The organism is Stenotrophomonas sp. PUT21 (assembly GCF_052232875.1).
In the GTDB taxonomy this organism is placed as follows: domain Bacteria; phylum Pseudomonadota; class Gammaproteobacteria; order Xanthomonadales; family Xanthomonadaceae; genus Stenotrophomonas; species Stenotrophomonas maltophilia_N.
In genome coordinates, this window is record NZ_CP197645.1 from 4,209,504 (window position 1) to 4,223,171 (window position 13,668).

The 13,668-nt window shown below is 67.3% G+C and carries 12 protein-coding genes; 7 read left to right on the forward strand and 5 right to left on the reverse strand.

Annotation, left to right across the window (positions count from 1 at the left end; all coding sequences use genetic code 11):
* Window positions 1-8 precede the first annotated feature (8 nt).
* The gene (gene chrA / locus ACTT2I_RS18780; protein WP_049441726.1) at window positions 9-1,208 is read left to right on the forward strand and encodes a chromate efflux transporter; all 1,200 of its coding nucleotides are present in this window, start codon (window positions 9-11) and stop codon (window positions 1,206-1,208) included.
* 168 nt (window positions 1,209-1,376) lie between these two features.
* Here the strand turns inward: chrA and ACTT2I_RS18785 are convergent, their stop codons facing one another.
* Window positions 1,377-3,203 carry an ATP-binding protein gene (locus ACTT2I_RS18785; RefSeq protein WP_111105525.1) on the reverse strand — a complete coding sequence of 609 codons (1,827 nt, stop codon included), beginning with the start codon at window positions 3,201-3,203 and terminating at the stop codon, window positions 1,377-1,379.
* Window positions 3,204-3,588: 385 nt separating this feature from the next.
* On the opposite strand from ACTT2I_RS18785, the gene ACTT2I_RS18790 reads away from it, so the two are divergent.
* From ACTT2I_RS18790 to ACTT2I_RS18805, 4 genes are all read left to right on the forward strand, one after another.
* The gene (locus tag ACTT2I_RS18790) at window positions 3,589-4,647 is read left to right on the forward strand and encodes a two-component system sensor histidine kinase NtrB (protein WP_293980974.1); all 1,059 of its coding nucleotides are present in this window, start codon (window positions 3,589-3,591) and stop codon (window positions 4,645-4,647) included.
* A complete protein-coding gene (ntrC, locus tag ACTT2I_RS18795) occupies window positions 4,640-6,091 on the forward strand; it encodes a nitrogen regulation protein NR(I) (protein ID WP_421100078.1) in 1,452 nt (483 codons plus the stop codon). The genes ACTT2I_RS18790 and ntrC overlap by 8 nt, the downstream gene beginning before the upstream one ends.
* 94 nt (window positions 6,092-6,185) lie before the next feature.
* Window positions 6,186-6,752: a superoxide dismutase family protein gene (locus ACTT2I_RS18800; protein ID WP_421100079.1), complete on the forward strand. Its 567-nt coding sequence runs from the start codon at window positions 6,186-6,188 to the stop codon at window positions 6,750-6,752.
* Window positions 6,753-6,805: 53 nt separating this feature from the next.
* The gene (locus ACTT2I_RS18805; protein WP_293980981.1) at window positions 6,806-7,441 is read left to right on the forward strand and encodes a superoxide dismutase family protein; all 636 of its coding nucleotides are present in this window, start codon (window positions 6,806-6,808) and stop codon (window positions 7,439-7,441) included.
* 47 nt (window positions 7,442-7,488) lie between these two features.
* Here the strand turns inward: ACTT2I_RS18805 and ACTT2I_RS18810 are convergent, their stop codons facing one another.
* Window positions 7,489-8,376: a hypothetical protein gene (locus ACTT2I_RS18810; RefSeq protein ID WP_293980983.1), complete on the reverse strand. Its 888-nt coding sequence runs from the start codon at window positions 8,374-8,376 to the stop codon at window positions 7,489-7,491.
* Window positions 8,377-8,468: 92 nt separating this feature from the next.
* Between ACTT2I_RS18810 and ACTT2I_RS18815 the strand changes: the two genes are divergently transcribed.
* Window positions 8,469-9,764 (forward strand): acetyl-CoA C-acetyltransferase, encoded by a 1,296-nt coding sequence (locus ACTT2I_RS18815; protein ID WP_088434825.1) that lies wholly within the window; start codon window positions 8,469-8,471, stop codon window positions 9,762-9,764.
* A 130-nt stretch (window positions 9,765-9,894) separates the two neighbouring features.
* On the opposite strand, the gene ACTT2I_RS18820 is transcribed toward ACTT2I_RS18815, so the two are convergent.
* The 3 genes from ACTT2I_RS18820 to ACTT2I_RS18830 all read right to left on the reverse strand — a co-directional run bounded on the left by ACTT2I_RS18820 (window position 9,895) and on the right by ACTT2I_RS18830 (window position 13,126).
* On the reverse strand, window positions 9,895-11,259 hold the full coding sequence (locus ACTT2I_RS18820) for a heme biosynthesis protein HemY (RefSeq protein ID WP_088434824.1): 1,365 nt from the start codon (window positions 11,257-11,259) through the stop codon (window positions 9,895-9,897).
* A gap of 3 nt (window positions 11,260-11,262) precedes the next feature.
* The gene (locus ACTT2I_RS18825; protein ID WP_088434823.1) at window positions 11,263-12,237 is read right to left on the reverse strand and encodes a uroporphyrinogen-III C-methyltransferase; all 975 of its coding nucleotides are present in this window, start codon (window positions 12,235-12,237) and stop codon (window positions 11,263-11,265) included.
* Between the two features lie 112 nt (window positions 12,238-12,349).
* Window positions 12,350-13,126: a uroporphyrinogen-III synthase gene (locus ACTT2I_RS18830; protein WP_421100080.1), complete on the reverse strand. Its 777-nt coding sequence runs from the start codon at window positions 13,124-13,126 to the stop codon at window positions 12,350-12,352.
* Between the two features lie 43 nt (window positions 13,127-13,169).
* Between ACTT2I_RS18830 and ACTT2I_RS18835 the strand changes: the two genes are divergently transcribed.
* The gene (locus ACTT2I_RS18835) at window positions 13,170-13,640 is read left to right on the forward strand and encodes a YiiD C-terminal domain-containing protein (RefSeq protein ID WP_088434866.1); all 471 of its coding nucleotides are present in this window, start codon (window positions 13,170-13,172) and stop codon (window positions 13,638-13,640) included.
* Window positions 13,641-13,668 lie beyond the last annotated feature (28 nt).

The following is a 13,668-nucleotide window of genomic DNA, read 5'->3' on the forward strand; positions in this document are numbered from 1 at the left end:
CATGCCCCATGTCGGCGCTGAATCCCACGACAAGCGACAGCGCATGGCGCGTCTTCCTGGTGTTCCTGCGACTGGGGCTCACGTCGTTTGGAGGTCCAATCGCCCGCCTGAGCTACTTCCGTCTCGAGTTCGTCGAACGCCGCCGTTGGCTGACGGACTGTAGCTACTCCGATCTGGTGGCCCTGTGTCAGTTACTGCCAGGCCCGGCCAGCAGCCAGGTAGGCATGGCGCTGGGCTTGCGTCGCGCCGGCTGGCCTGGCCTGTTGGCCGCTTGGGCCGGCTTTACGCTGCAGTCGGCCGTGCTGATGATCCTCTTCGCTTCGGGCGTTGCCAAATACCAGGCCATCATTGAATCCGGCTGGCTGCATGGCCTGAAGATCGTGGCAGTTGCTGTGGTGGCCCAAGCAGTATGGGGAATGGCCCGATCCCTGTGCCCGGATCGTTTACGGGCAGCGATGGCGGTCTTTGCGGCTGTGTTGACCTTGTCCATGCCCTCGATCGCCGGCCAGATCGTGGTGATCATCGCCAGCGGACTGCTCGGTCGCTGGATACTGAATATCGAACCGGCGTCCGGCCAATCAGACCGCGGCTATTCCGTCTCGCGAAGAACCGGCGCGGTGACACTAGTGCTACTGGTCCTGCCGCTTGTTCTGCTGCCCTTGTGGGCGGTGGCTAGCGGCTCCCCCTTGGCCGCGCTGTTGGAGGGTGTGTACCGCGCTGGCGCCTTGGTCTTCGGCGGCGGCCATGTCGTGCTGCCGCTGCTGCAGACCGCGGTCGTCCAGAGCGGCACCGTGAGCACGGCGGACCTCCTCGCCGGGTACGGCGCGGCGCAGGCGGTGCCGGGCCCTCTCTTCTCCTTTGCAGCGTACCTGGGGGCTATGGCCGAGGGGCCGCTGGGTGGCTGGGCAGGCGGCCTTGCGCTGTTGGTGGTCATTTTCCTGCCAGCCCTTCTTGTGCTCGTGGGGGTGCTGCCGTTCTGGGAGTCTCTGCGCCCCCGCAAGGATCTCCAAGCTTCGATTGCAGGCGTCAATGCCGGGGTGGTCGGCATCCTGTTGGCGGCGTTGTATGACCCGGTGTGGACGAGCGCGATCCATGACCGATGGGATGTCGCGATGGCGTTGGTTGCGTTTGGGCTACTTGTCGTTGTGCGTGCTCCGACTGCACTGGTCGTGTTGCTGGCTGCCGTGGCGGGTTGGACGATGGCGTGATGACGCCGCCAGGCCGGTCAGGAGCGGTTCGGCAGCGGAACCTGATGTCCGCTTCTGGCCGGAAGGGGGCATTTGCCAAAGCTTAGGCTTGGGGAGCAGATATCCAATTCTGGATCTACGGACTCTTATCGGGGGTAACGAAGGCCAGTTTCCGACCCAAAGGGGCATTTAAGCCAACATCTCGCCTAGCCGACGCATCCAACCATGAACTTCGCCATCGGGATCACGCTCTTCCAACATGGCTGCTGTCATGCAAGGGAACGCATGCTGAGCCAACTTTCTCTTGGCGTTGGAGTCTTTAAGCGGACTGCCTACGCCAGCGTGGGCGACAAAAGCTTCCCCGAAGACCTTTGGAACAGCTTTGCCCGCCATGGGGTGATCAGTGACTTCAATCTCAAATCCGAACGCGAGCGCAATGGCGTCCTTGTGCAAGTAGCTCTCAATCTCATGCTTGGTTGTGACGACAGCCCATGACCCGTCCCCACGGTCATTGACCTGCTGCGCGCTTAGGGCATATGCCGGGACATCGCCGTCGTAGATGTGCACCTCCTGCTTGCCTAGGCCCCGCAGGTAGTGGTGATTGACCCAGTGCTCCAGCGTTCCACCGCCTAGGACAACAAATGCAAGTCGCTCATCGGATGAAAGATCTGGCAGGTTGGAGTCGACCTCGTGGAGCGCTTTGGAAAGGGCTTTCAAGGCCAGTACATCGGTTGGACCTTCGACGCACACTAGTACCTGGACCCGGCTGTCAGGCGTTACGCCCAATGCTTCAGCCACCTTACCGAACACGTCGACCCCCGACTCAACCTGCGGCTTTTTCGTGTCAGAGTGGCGAGAGATGTAACGAATGCTCTGCTGGGGTAGCGCCGAGGCAAATCCGGGACTGTGAGTGGTCAATATGACCTGACAGCCGGGGTCTTCTGACAACACCTTGAAGGAGTCGATGAGAATCCGTTGGTTGCTGGGGTGCTGAGCCGTCTCTGGCTCCTCGATCGCGTAGATGATGCTGCGCTTGGTGCTGGTTTTGAGCCGTCGCTCCGCTTCGGCTTTGAAGAAGCTCACCAGCACAAGCCGCCTGACGCCGCTGCCTCGCTTGTTCAACGGTATGCCACCGTCGGTGCTCAAGCCGAGCGAAAACAGTCCCTGCCACTTGGCGGCGGTGGGAGGGCTGAACTCTGGTGTAAGTTCGCTGGCAAGGTTGGGATCGATCGTGGTCAAAGCACTGTGCGTGTTCTTCGCAATCTCTTCGGCCTTCTCGCGAACCTTTGTTTGGATTCGAGCAATGTCATCTTGGACCTCTGCAATGGCAGCAGCGACGGCTGCCTTCATCGGGCTTTGGACCTCGCTGTCCGAGTCCCGACTGCTCCGATCACTTTGGAAGAGAGCGAACATCGGCAAGTGAGGCTCAATCTGGTCCCAGATACGTTTGACGTCCTCCTTGGACTTGCCGACCGCGATTGCGACCTCTTGAAGCTTGAGGTCGCCAGCGGCCGCCCAAAGTGCGCGGCGCATGCCAGGGTTGCCCTTCAATGCAACCGCCAAGCCAAGATCTTTCACCCTCTTCTGGAGCTCCTTCTCCTTCAATTCCAGCAGGTTGTCGTAATTGGCCGCAGTGGGGTGAAACGCAAGCACCAGCACTTCTGCGGATGGCTTCTTGCTGGTGCAGTCGTAGGTTTTACGAATTTTCAGCCGGCCTTCCAAGGTCAAAAGATACTCATCGGCCAACGTGGTATCTGCCCCCGCGTCTAACGTCAGTGTTGGCGGAAGCTCCGAGAACTCACACGTGATCGAAACGGTCTTGTCTACGCTGTGAACATGAGCATCTCCCTGCTCCATGGCCACCACGTCTGCGTTGAAGAATATTTCCAGCGCTTCCAGAATCGCTGACTTGCCGATGTCATTCCGGCCGACAAAAGTAGTCAAGTCGTCCAGTTCGACCCGGATCTCATCCCCATAGCAACGAAAGTTGGTAATGCTGATTGCTTCCAAGCGCATATCTTCGCTCCCCCTGAGCGCCTTCCATGCAGCCAAGCCAGCCGCCACTAGATAGTGCCTCGAGGCTGCGGAAGCGGCAACCGAGGCAATCTGAGGGCCTGAGCAAGGGCGCTAGCCTTCGGCACCTAAGATGGCCCGCTACTCTTAACGCTTCATTCTCACGAATGCGTTCTTGGCTGGCCAAACAGGCGTACGCTCTCATCTGGTTCCGCAGTTCCCTGAACTGTCGAATCTGGGAACCCACCCTGAAACTACAGTTCGGCATAGTTCGTACTCATGCGATTCGCCATAGTTGGTGCCTACAGCACTGACTTTGCCAAAGCGTCCATGAGCGAGGCAGAAAACCGGGATCAACAGGCCTGCCGTTTTGCACTACATTGGTGCAATGACCACCGCGCTCCTGCCCCCCGCCCTCGACGCCCTCGGCACCCCGGTCGCCTGGGCCGACGCCAGCGGCCGTGTGGTGGGCTGCAATCCCGCCTTCGCCCGCTGGCTGGGCGTGAGCGTGCGCCGCCTGCTGGGCCAGCCGCTGGCGTCGCTGGAGGCGCAGGGCGATGCCTTGGCCCACTTCTTGGCCCGCGATGAGCGCGACACCCTGCGCCTGCACCGGCTGGCCCTGGCGCTGCCGGGCGATGCGCCGCGCTTTGCCGAGGGGTGGCTGAGCCGCTGGGACGAGGGCGGCTGGCTGCTGGAGGCGCATCCGGTTGATGAATTCCCGGGGTTGGACCCCACCCAGGCGTTGCCCAGCGCACTCAGTGCCGCGCTCAAGGGCTTGGCGCATGAGCTGCGCAATCCGCTGGCCGGGTTGAAGGGCGCGGCCCAGCTGCTGGCGCGCCGCAACGCGCAGCGCGATCCGGATGAGCGTGAACTGATCGAGCTGATCGGCTCGGAGATCGAGCGCCTGAACGGCCTGCTCGAGCAACTGCTGTCGCCCGCGCCGGCCGCGCCGCATGCGCCGCTCAACATTCATGCCTCGCTGGAGCGCGTGCTGCGCCTGGCCGAGAGCGAGGGCGGCTGGGCGGTGCGGATACAGCGCGATTACGACCCCAGCATTCCCGAATTCGATGGCGATGCGGACCGGCTCACCCAGGCCGTGTGGAACCTGGTCCGCAATGCGATCCAGGCCGGTGCGGGCACCGTCACCCTGCGCACGCGCGTGGAGCACGGCGTGCGCATCACCGATCAACTGCATCCGCTGGCGCTGCGGCTGGAAATCGCCGATGACGGCCGTGGCGTGCCCGAAGACCTGGCCGAGCATCTGTTCCTGCCGCTGGTCAGCGGCCGCGCCGAAGGCACCGGGCTGGGCCTGGCGCTGGCCCAGCAGGTCGCGCGCGAACACCGCGGTACCCTGACCTACCGCTCGCGCCCGGGCCATACCGTATTCACCGTGCTGCTGCCGATCGGGCAGGGCACCCCCGCCGAGGACACTGCCGCCCATGGCTGACCAGGTCGACACCACCGCCCAGCGCGTCTGGGTGGTCGACGATGACCGCGCGGTGCGCTTCGTGCTGTGCACCGCGCTGCGCGAGGCCGGCTACCGTGTCGACGGGTTCGACGGTGCGGCGGCCGCCTTGGCGACGTTGGCCGAGCAGCCGCCGCCGGATCTGCTGTTCACCGATGTCCGCATGCCCGGCGATGACGGGCTGGTACTGCTGGACAAGCTCAAGGCAGCGCATCCGCAGCTGCCGGTGATCGTGATGTCGGCCTATACCGATGTGGCGAGCACGGCCGGTGCCTTCCGCGGCGGTGCGCAGGAATTCCTGTCCAAGCCGTTCGATCTGGATGACGCCGTCGCGCTGGCGCAGCGGGTGCTGCCCGCGCCGGATGTCACCCTGGCCGAGCCGAGCGAGGCCGCCAGCGCAACGCCGCCAGATCAGCGCCCGCAGCTGGTCGGCGATACGCCGGCGATGCGCGCGCTGTTCCGCGCCATCGGGCGCTTGGCGCAGGCACCGCTGTCGGTGCTGATCAACGGCGAAACCGGCACCGGCAAGGAACTGGTCGCGCATGCGCTGCACCACGAGTCGCCGCGCGTGCAGGGGCCGTTCGTCGCGCTCAATACCGCGGCGATTCCCTCCGAGCTGCTGGAAAGCGAACTGTTCGGCCATGAGGCGGGCGCGTTCACCGGTGCGCAGCGTCGCCATATCGGCCGCTTCGAGCAGGCCAATGGCGGCACGCTGTTCCTGGATGAAATCGGCGACATGCCATTGCCGCTGCAGACGCGTCTGCTGCGCGTTCTGGCTGAAGGTGAGTTCTTCCGCGTGGGGGGGCGCGAGCTGATCCGCGTGGATGTACGGGTGATCGCCGCGACTCACCAGGACCTGGAAACGCTGGTGGCGCAGGGGCGCTTCCGCGCCGATCTGCTGCACCGGCTGGATGTGGTGCGGTTGCGGTTGCCGCCGCTGCGTGAGCGCCGCGACGATGTCGCGCAGCTGGCCGAGACCTTCCTGGCCGCGGCCGCACACAAACTCGATACGCCGCCCAAGCGGCTGACAGCTGCTGCGCTGCAGGCGCTGCGCGAGCACGACTGGCCTGGCAACGTGCGTGAACTGGAGAACGTGTGCTGGCGCATGGCGGCGCTGGCGGCGGCCGACAACATCGGCGTGGCCGACGTGGACAGCGCACTGCATCGGGGTGCCGGTGCACCGCGCTCGCGCAGCGCCGGCGATCCGGGGCAGTGGGAAACGCTGCTCTCGGCATGGGCGCGCCAGCGGCTGGCGGAGGGTGCCGAAGGCCTGCACGCGCAGGTGCGCGATCGCGTTGATCAGGCGCTGCTTGAAGCGGCCCTGCAGATCACCCACGGCCGCCGTGCCGAGGCCGCCGCGCGGCTGGGCATGGGCCGCAACACCCTCACCCGCAAGCTCGGCGCCGGCCGCCGCCGCGGCGGATGAACCGCATGTCCACACCGCGTGTGCGCCATGTCCGGGCCGCTTTCATGGCCTGTGGACGACCACACGGTTAGTTTGCAACCAAGGAGTCTTTCCCATGCGCAGTTCCCATGTCGTCTTCGCTGCGGTGATCGCGGTCGGTCTGGCCGCCTGCGGCAGCACACCGCCGCCGCGCCCCGTCGCCCCCGTCGTACCGGTGGTCAGCACCGCGCAGATGGCCGAGGCGAACCTGTCGCCGGCGTCGGCCAGTCTGGTCAGTGGGCGCTTGGCGCTGGTCCCAGATGCCCGTGGCGTGCACATCACCGGTGTCATCGGTGGTCTGCAGCCGCTGCAGGTGGCCGGGTTCCACATCCATGAGCGCGGCGACTGCAGTGCAGTGGATGCCAGCAGCGCCGGTGCGCATTTCAATCCTGCCGGCCAACCGCACGGCCGCAACAGTGCCGGTGCGCATCATGCCGGTGACATGGACAACCTGCGCGCCGATGCGCAGGGCCGCGTCAACGTCGACATCCGCCTGCCAGCAGTTACCCTTGGCGGCGGCGCAGCCACCGATATCGCCGGACGTGCCCTGATCGTGCATGCCAACGCCGACGATTACCGCAGCCAGCCGGCCGGCAACGCCGGCGCCCGAATTGCCTGCGGCGTCATCCGGGTCGTGCGCTGATCGCGCCGCTCCACGACGTCGTTTCTTCCAACGCTACCCGCAAGGAGATCCACATGCGCCTGATCCACACCACGCTGTTCGCCGCCATTGCCGCGCTCGGCCTGACCGCCTGCAACAAGCCGGCCGACACCACGCCGGAAGCCACCCCGGCGGCCGAAGCCACCGCGGCCCAGCCGACCGCTGAAGCGACCCCCGAGGCACCGCCGGCAATGACCAGCGAAGCCCATGCCGACCACACCGCCAGTGCCGAGCTTGCTGCCACCCAGGGCAATGACGTCAAAGGCAACGTGACCTTCAGCGTCGTCGACGGCAAGGTCCACGTGAAAGGCCAGGTCAGCGGCCTGAAGCCGAACAGCGAGCATGGCTTCCACATCCATGAGAAGGGCGACTGCAGTGCGCCGGACGGCGCCAGCGCCGGTGGCCACTTCAACCCGGGCAAGGAAGACCACGGCAGCGTTGCCACCGCACCGCACCACGGCGGCGACATGCCGAACATCAAGGCCGACGCCCAGGGCAATGCCGTGGTCGACGCTCCGGTCTCGACCAACGTGAACATCGGCAAGGGCGATGATTTCGACATCATCGGCCGCGGCCTGATCGTCCATGCCGACGCGGATGACTACAAGACCCAGCCGACCGGCAATGCCGGTGCACGCCTGGCGTGCGCGGTGATCAAAGCGGCCCCGTAATCCGGGCCGTGGTTGACGAAAAACGCCGGCATTCGCCGGCGTTTTTTTTAGCGCGCCAGCAGTTCGCGCGCGTCCTGCCCGGCCTCGCAATGCACGAACAGCACCGGCAGGCCGTGCGCTTCGAGCACGGCGGCCATCTGCCGCTGGCGGATCAGGTACTGGTCGTAGATGCCCTGCAGGCGATCGCAGTCGCCGGTGCCGTGGTTGTAATACGCACACCATCCCGCCGGATCGAACAGCGCCATACGCACTTCGCCGTCAGCGTATCGAAGCAGCGGCTCCGGCGCGGCGTCGAGCCACTCTTCCACGTGCGGGGCCATCAACGCGGTTTCGATCAGCGGCCACAGAATCGCCAGGCCCTGGTTGTCGTACTGCATCGACATCATCGCGGCGAGGTCATTCACCGTGAAATAGCGGGCGTGCTCGATCTGCGCGCCGAAGGCGTTCTGCGCCTGCAGCGCGGTGTCGGCCTGCGCCATGCCCTGGGCAAGCAGCACTTCTTCCAGCGCTTCGGCGACGGCCTGCGTCTGCGCCACTTCGGTGCCGGTCAGCAGGAACGGCACCACCCGCAGGCCGCCGCCGGTGAGGCTGGCATCGGCCTGGAACGGCAGCGGCACCTCGCCGTCGGCGCCGGCACCAAAGGCCAGCACGCGCGGGCCCTGGTTGCGGCCCGGGGCGCGCATCTGCAGCTCTTCCAGGCGCCGGTGCACCGGCCAGCCCGGACGCAGGATCTCAGCGGGATCGAAATGGGCGCCGGCGAACACGAAGTCCAGCCCGCTGACGCCGGGCACCAGCTTGGCCAGATCGCGGCCGACGCGTTCGGCCAGTTCACCAGCCTGTTCGGAGGACAGCGCGGCATGGCGCGGGGCGTCGCCGCCGGCCAGTTCCAATGCCAGTACGCCAATGGCATTCATGCCGTGGTCGGGTTTGCTCATGGTTTCACGGTTGGCCCATCACAGGGCGGCAGCTACACTTGGCCCCATTATGCCTGCTCCTTCGTGCAGGCCATGTTGCAGACACCCCTCCCATGCCAGGTATCTCCATGCCCAACGCCCGTCCCGTCGCCATCCTCGGCGGCGTCCGCATTCCGTTCTGTCGCCAGAACACGGCTTATTCGGACGTCGGCAATCTCGGTATGTCGGTGCGCACACTCGGTGCGCTGGTCGAGCGCTTCGGCCTGCACGGCCAGCAGCTGGGCGAAGTGGCGATGGGCGCGGTGATCAAGCATTCCAGCGACTGGAACCTGGGCCGCGAGGCGACGCTGTCCTCGGGCCTGTCCCCGCTGACCCCGGGCATCACCATGCAGCGCGCCTGCGGCACCTCGCTGGATACGATCATCGCGGTGGCCAACAAGATCGCGCTGGGCCAGATCGATTCGGGCATCGGCGGCGGCTCGGACACCACCTCCGATGTGCCGATCGTCTACGGCAAGAAACTGCGCGCGCGCCTGCTGGCGGCCAACCGCGCCAAGAGCACCGGCGACAAGCTCAGGGCGCTGACCCGCGGCTTCAAGCTGAGCGAACTCAAGCCGGAATTCCCGGGCGTGGCCGAGCCGCGCACCGGCAAGAGCATGGGCGACCACTGCGAAGACATGGCCAAGGAATGGAACATCTCCCGCGACTCGCAGGACGAGTGGGCGGTGTCCTCGCACAAGAAGCTGGCCGCCGCCTATGAGCGCGGGTTCTTCACCGATCTGATCGCGCCGTTCCGCGGCGTGGAGCGCGACAACATCCTGCGCGCCGATACCTCGCTGGAAAAGCTGGCCACGCTGAAGCCGGCCTTCGACAAGGTCTCCGGCCGCGGCACGCTGACCGCCGCCAACTCCACCCCGCTCACCGATGGCGCCTCGGCGGTGCTGCTGGCCAGTGAAGAATGGGCGCGTGCGCATGGCCATGAGCCGCTGGCGTACCTGCGGGATTCGCAGGTGGCGGCCGTTGATTTCGTGCATGGCGAAGGCCTGCTGATGGCGCCGACCATCGCCGTGCCGGAGATGCTCAAGCGCAACGGCCTGACCCTGCAGGATTTCGACATCTACGAGATCCACGAGGCGTTCGCCGCCCAGGTGCTGTGCACGCTGCGCGCCTGGGAAAGCGAAGACTACTGCCGCAATCGCCTCGGCCTGGATGCGCCGCTGGGCAAGATCGACCCGGCCAGGATCAATCCGCTGGGTTCCTCGCTGGCCACTGGCCATCCGTTCGCCGCCACCGGCGCCCGCGTGATCGCCACGGCGGCCAAGCAGCTGGCCGAGCGTGGCGGTGGCCGCGCGCTGGTCTCGATCTGCACCGCCGGCGGCATGGGCGTGGTGGCGATCGTCGAGCGCTGATGGTCGCGCGGCGTTGAACGAAGAAGGCCGCCCTTGGGCGGCCTTCTTTTTTGCATCCGGCGCAGGTGTGCACCATTCGGCTCAGGTAGTGCCGGCCAGCGGCGGGCACTACCAGGAACCACGCCGCCTTTTACGGCAACCGCGGGTTGCCGAATTCGTCCCGCTCCACGTGCAGGCGATCTTCTTCGACGTGGATGCGTCCCTGATCCATGTGCAGGCGATCCTGCACCGGTGCCGGTTCGCCCATCAGCGATTGCTCTTCGATGGTGGCGCGCTCGGGCACGATCGGGTCCAGCGGCGTGGTGGTCGACGCACGGGCGAGCGCCACGCTGTCATCGCCACGATGCTGGCGCAGCGCATTGGCGAAGCACTGCGAGGCCAGGGCGGTTTCGCCGCGATCCAGGAACAGCTCGCCCAATGCTTCCCACGCGGCCGGGCCGGCGCCGGCGGCGATCGCGCGGTGCAGGTAATCCTCGGCCAGGGTGTGTTGGCGCTGGCGGGCGGCAATGCGGCCCAGCGCGAGCAGCAATGCGGGGCTGGAAGGCTGGGTGGTCAACCAGCGCTGCAGGTTGGCCTGGCGCGTGGCCAGTTTCTCCACCGGCATCTGGCCGTAAAGCGTCACCACCGATTCATCCCAGCGCGTGTCCAGCGCCTGCTCCAGGTTCAGCAGCGCCGGTTCGTCCCAGTCCAGGGCAACCGCCCGCAGGGCGTAGGCCGAGACCACGTCCGGATCGCTGCGCAGGGCCTTCGGCGTGGCTTCCCACTGCGCGGCCAGCGCGTTGACGTCACCGGCTTCCAGCAGCGACTGCGCGGCAAGGCGGATCTCCAGCTCGGCCACGGCCGCGTCCGGCAGCACCTTCTGCTTGCGCAGCGCGCCCAGCTGGCCATACGCCTCATGCGCACGATCGGCACGGGCCAGCGCTTCGGTACGCAGCCACAGGCCGCGCGGCGGCAGCGGCTGGATCGCGGCAACGTCCAGCACGTTGATTGCATCCACCGGGCGCTCCTGCGCCAGCAGGCGCTCGGCAAGCAGCAGGGCATGGCTGGTCGCATCTTCGGTGGCCAGGCGCTGCAGGTACTGGTTGGCCGCCGCATCGTCGTCGCGCGCCTGCGCACTGCGCACGGCGGTGACCAACGCGACAGCGCTCACTTCCTTGTCTTCGGCGGCGCTGGTCAGCAGCTTTTCGGCGCGCTGCCAGTGGCCCTGTTCGTGGGCCTGCAGGCCTTCGGTCAGGCGGGCGCGGCCCTGCTTGCGGCGGTAGCGGCCCCAGGCGCGGAACGGCGAGGCCAGCAGGCTCCACAGCAGCCACAGCACCAGCAGCCCGACCAGCACCATCAGGGCGACCTGCGGCACGGTGGAGCGGTAGTCGGTGCCGCCGTAGCGGTAGATCACTTCACCGAACTGGCCCAGCTGCTCAGTGCCCAGCCATTGTGAGGCGATCACGCCCAAGGCCACGGCCAGAAGCAGGACCACCAGAGATTGAAACGGCTTCATCGATTATCTCCCGTTACGCATCGAGCGCAGTTGCTGCAGGGTGCTGCCCAGTTCTGGCAGCGATGGACGCAGCTCGCAGGCGCGCAGTTGATGCAGTTCAGCACGTTGCTCGCGCAGAGCAGGTGAATCCGGCCACAGCCGCGGCAGCCACAGCGCGACGCGGTCCAGCGCCTGGACATAGCCGGGCTGATCGCCACGCTCCACCGCTGCCCGGGCCAGGGTCAGTTCCAGCTGCAGCGAATCCCACGCGGCCACGCGGTCAGCCTCGCTCAGCGGGCCCTGCAGGCGGGTGGGGGTGATGGTCACGAACGGCGCCAGGACCTGATGCCACCACGGGCTGGCCGCGCGGTCGGCGGGGGCGTCGATCTGCTCAGGCAGGCTGGTCAGCGCCTGGGCGAAGCGGGCCAACCGTGCCTGGGTCTGCGCGCGCACGCCGGGCCCGAGCGCATCCACTGCATTGCGCTCCTGCATCAATGCCTGCCGCAGGTTCAGGTATTCGTTGCCCTGCACATCGTCCAGCGAAGCGGCCGCCAACGCATACAGGCGCTTGGCCCCTTCGGCGTCGTCGGCGTAGGCCAGCCGCTGGCCGGCCTGGCTCAACAACAGCTCGGCCTCTTCCAGCTGCAGCGCCTGGGCGCCGTGGCGGGTGCTGTCGGCCAGCTTGGCCAGGTTCTCTTCGAGCAGCGCATTGCGCTGGCTCAGGCCCAGCATTTCATCGCGCAGCACGCGGTTGGTGGCGGCGGCGTCCTGCACGCGCTGGGAGGTCGAGCGCTGGTCGCGGCGCAGTGCCTCCACGCTGTCCAGCAAACCCTGCACCTGCAACTGGGCATTTTCCTCGCGCAGCCGCTCCTGCACCTGTCGCGATTGCCATTGCGTCCAGCCCCAGGCAGCGCCACCGGCCAACACGGCCAGCGCCGCGATCGGCACGATCCAGCGCAGGGGGCGGCTCGGAGAGGGGGGCGAAACAGGGTCGTTCATACGGGGGGCATCCTTGTCGCGCGCGCCGGGCAATCCGCTTGGCTGGCGAGCGACGTGGGGCACAGCATCGCCCGCCGCCCGAGCCGCCTGCAAGAGCGCCCGGGCTGCCTGTTCAGGAAGATGCGGGCGGGATGAGCGCGGCGTGTGCGGCCGCGACCAGCTGCCCCGGCAGCGGCCCCGCCGCGACCCGTACCTGCGCGAAGCCAGCGGCGCGCGCCTTCGCGGCCAGCCGCTCGCTGGCGGCGACCACGATGGCCGCACGCAGCGGTGCCTGCAGATCGCCGGGCAGCCGGGCCAGCAACAGGGCCAGTGCCTCGCCGCTGCTCAGTGCCAGCACCCACGGCCCGGCCGCGCGACGCAGTCGCTGCAGCGTGCGCGGTGCCAGGGCCAGCGGCCGGCGCGCATACACGTTGGCGCGCAGCAGCTCGGCACCGCGTTGCGCCAGGGTCTGCGCGATCACCCCGCGTCCGCCGGGGGCGGTGACCAGGCCCGCGCGCAGGCCGTGCAGGTCCGCCAATGCCGGCAACGCGAGCAGGCCCTCGCTGTCCATCCGCGCCGGCGCAGCGATGTCCTGCGCGCCCTGGCGGTTCAGTGCCGCGGCCGTGCCCGCACCGACCGCAAGCCACTGCCCCGGGTGAGGCGCGGCCAGGTTCACCAGGCGCGCGGCCGCCTGCACCGCCGCCGGGCTGCTGAAGACCACGCGCTCGGCCGCCAGCGCGGCCTCCAGGGTGGCGCGGGTGGCCGCATCGCCGCGGGCCTGCAGCGCCCACGGCGAGAGCGCGATGACACGCGCGCCCGCCGCCTTGGCGGCACGCCGCAGCGGCGCATGCTGGCCACGCGGGCGCAGCGAGATCAGGGTCCAGGGCGCGACTTTCGTTTCGGTGTTCATTGCGGGCATTATGCGAGCCCTTCGATGTGACGTGATCAGCCAGATGTCCGCAACCGATTCCCTGCCGGCGCAGTTGTCCGCGCTGCAGCATGTCCTGGATGCCATGCCGCCGGTGGCGGCCATGCAGATCCGGGTCCACGACTACCGCGAGGGCGTCCTGCACATCCATGCTCCGCTGGCGGCCAACGTCAATGACAAAGGCAATGCCTTCGGCGGCAGCCTGGCCTCGGCACTGACCCTGTCCGGGTGGGCGCTGGTGACGCTGCGGCTGCGCCTGGCGGGATTCGATGCGGATGTCTATGTCGCCGACAGCCACATCCGCTACCTCGCCCCGGTCTATGGCGATCTGCACGCCCAGGCCCAGGCCGATGCCGAAACCGACTGGGACAGCTTCCTGGCCACCTTCGCCCAGCGCGGCAAGGCGCGCATCAGTCTCACCGCCCGCCAGCCGGGCGAGGGCGACAGGGCGGCGGCCGAGCTCAGCGGTCGTTTCGTGGCCTTCGCCAAGCGGTAGGATGGGCGCCTTGCCTATTGGGGAATTC

Coding starts and splice junctions, on each gene's coding strand:
- ACTT2I_RS18800 (WP_421100079.1), top strand. CDS start 6,186: ATGCGCAGTTCCCATGTCGTCTTCGCTGCGGTGATCGCGGTCGGTCTG.
- ACTT2I_RS18815 (WP_088434825.1), top strand. CDS start 8,469: ATGCCAGGTATCTCCATGCCCAACGCCCGTCCCGTCGCCATCCTCGGC.
- chrA (WP_049441726.1), top strand. CDS start 9: ATGTCGGCGCTGAATCCCACGACAAGCGACAGCGCATGGCGCGTCTTC.
- ACTT2I_RS18825 (WP_088434823.1), bottom strand. CDS start 12,237: ATGAACGACCCTGTTTCGCCCCCCTCTCCGAGCCGCCCCCTGCGCTGG.
- ACTT2I_RS18790 (WP_293980974.1), top strand. CDS start 3,589: ATGACCACCGCGCTCCTGCCCCCCGCCCTCGACGCCCTCGGCACCCCG.
- ACTT2I_RS18830 (WP_421100080.1), bottom strand. CDS start 13,126: ATGAACACCGAAACGAAAGTCGCGCCCTGGACCCTGATCTCGCTGCGC.
- ACTT2I_RS18805 (WP_293980981.1), top strand. CDS start 6,806: ATGCGCCTGATCCACACCACGCTGTTCGCCGCCATTGCCGCGCTCGGC.
- ACTT2I_RS18820 (WP_088434824.1), bottom strand. CDS start 11,259: ATGAAGCCGTTTCAATCTCTGGTGGTCCTGCTTCTGGCCGTGGCCTTG.
- ACTT2I_RS18785 (WP_111105525.1), bottom strand. CDS start 3,203: ATGCGCTTGGAAGCAATCAGCATTACCAACTTTCGTTGCTATGGGGAT.
- ACTT2I_RS18810 (WP_293980983.1), bottom strand. CDS start 8,376: ATGAGCAAACCCGACCACGGCATGAATGCCATTGGCGTACTGGCATTG.
- ACTT2I_RS18835 (WP_088434866.1), top strand. CDS start 13,170: ATGTCCGCAACCGATTCCCTGCCGGCGCAGTTGTCCGCGCTGCAGCAT.
- ntrC (WP_421100078.1), top strand. CDS start 4,640: ATGGCTGACCAGGTCGACACCACCGCCCAGCGCGTCTGGGTGGTCGAC.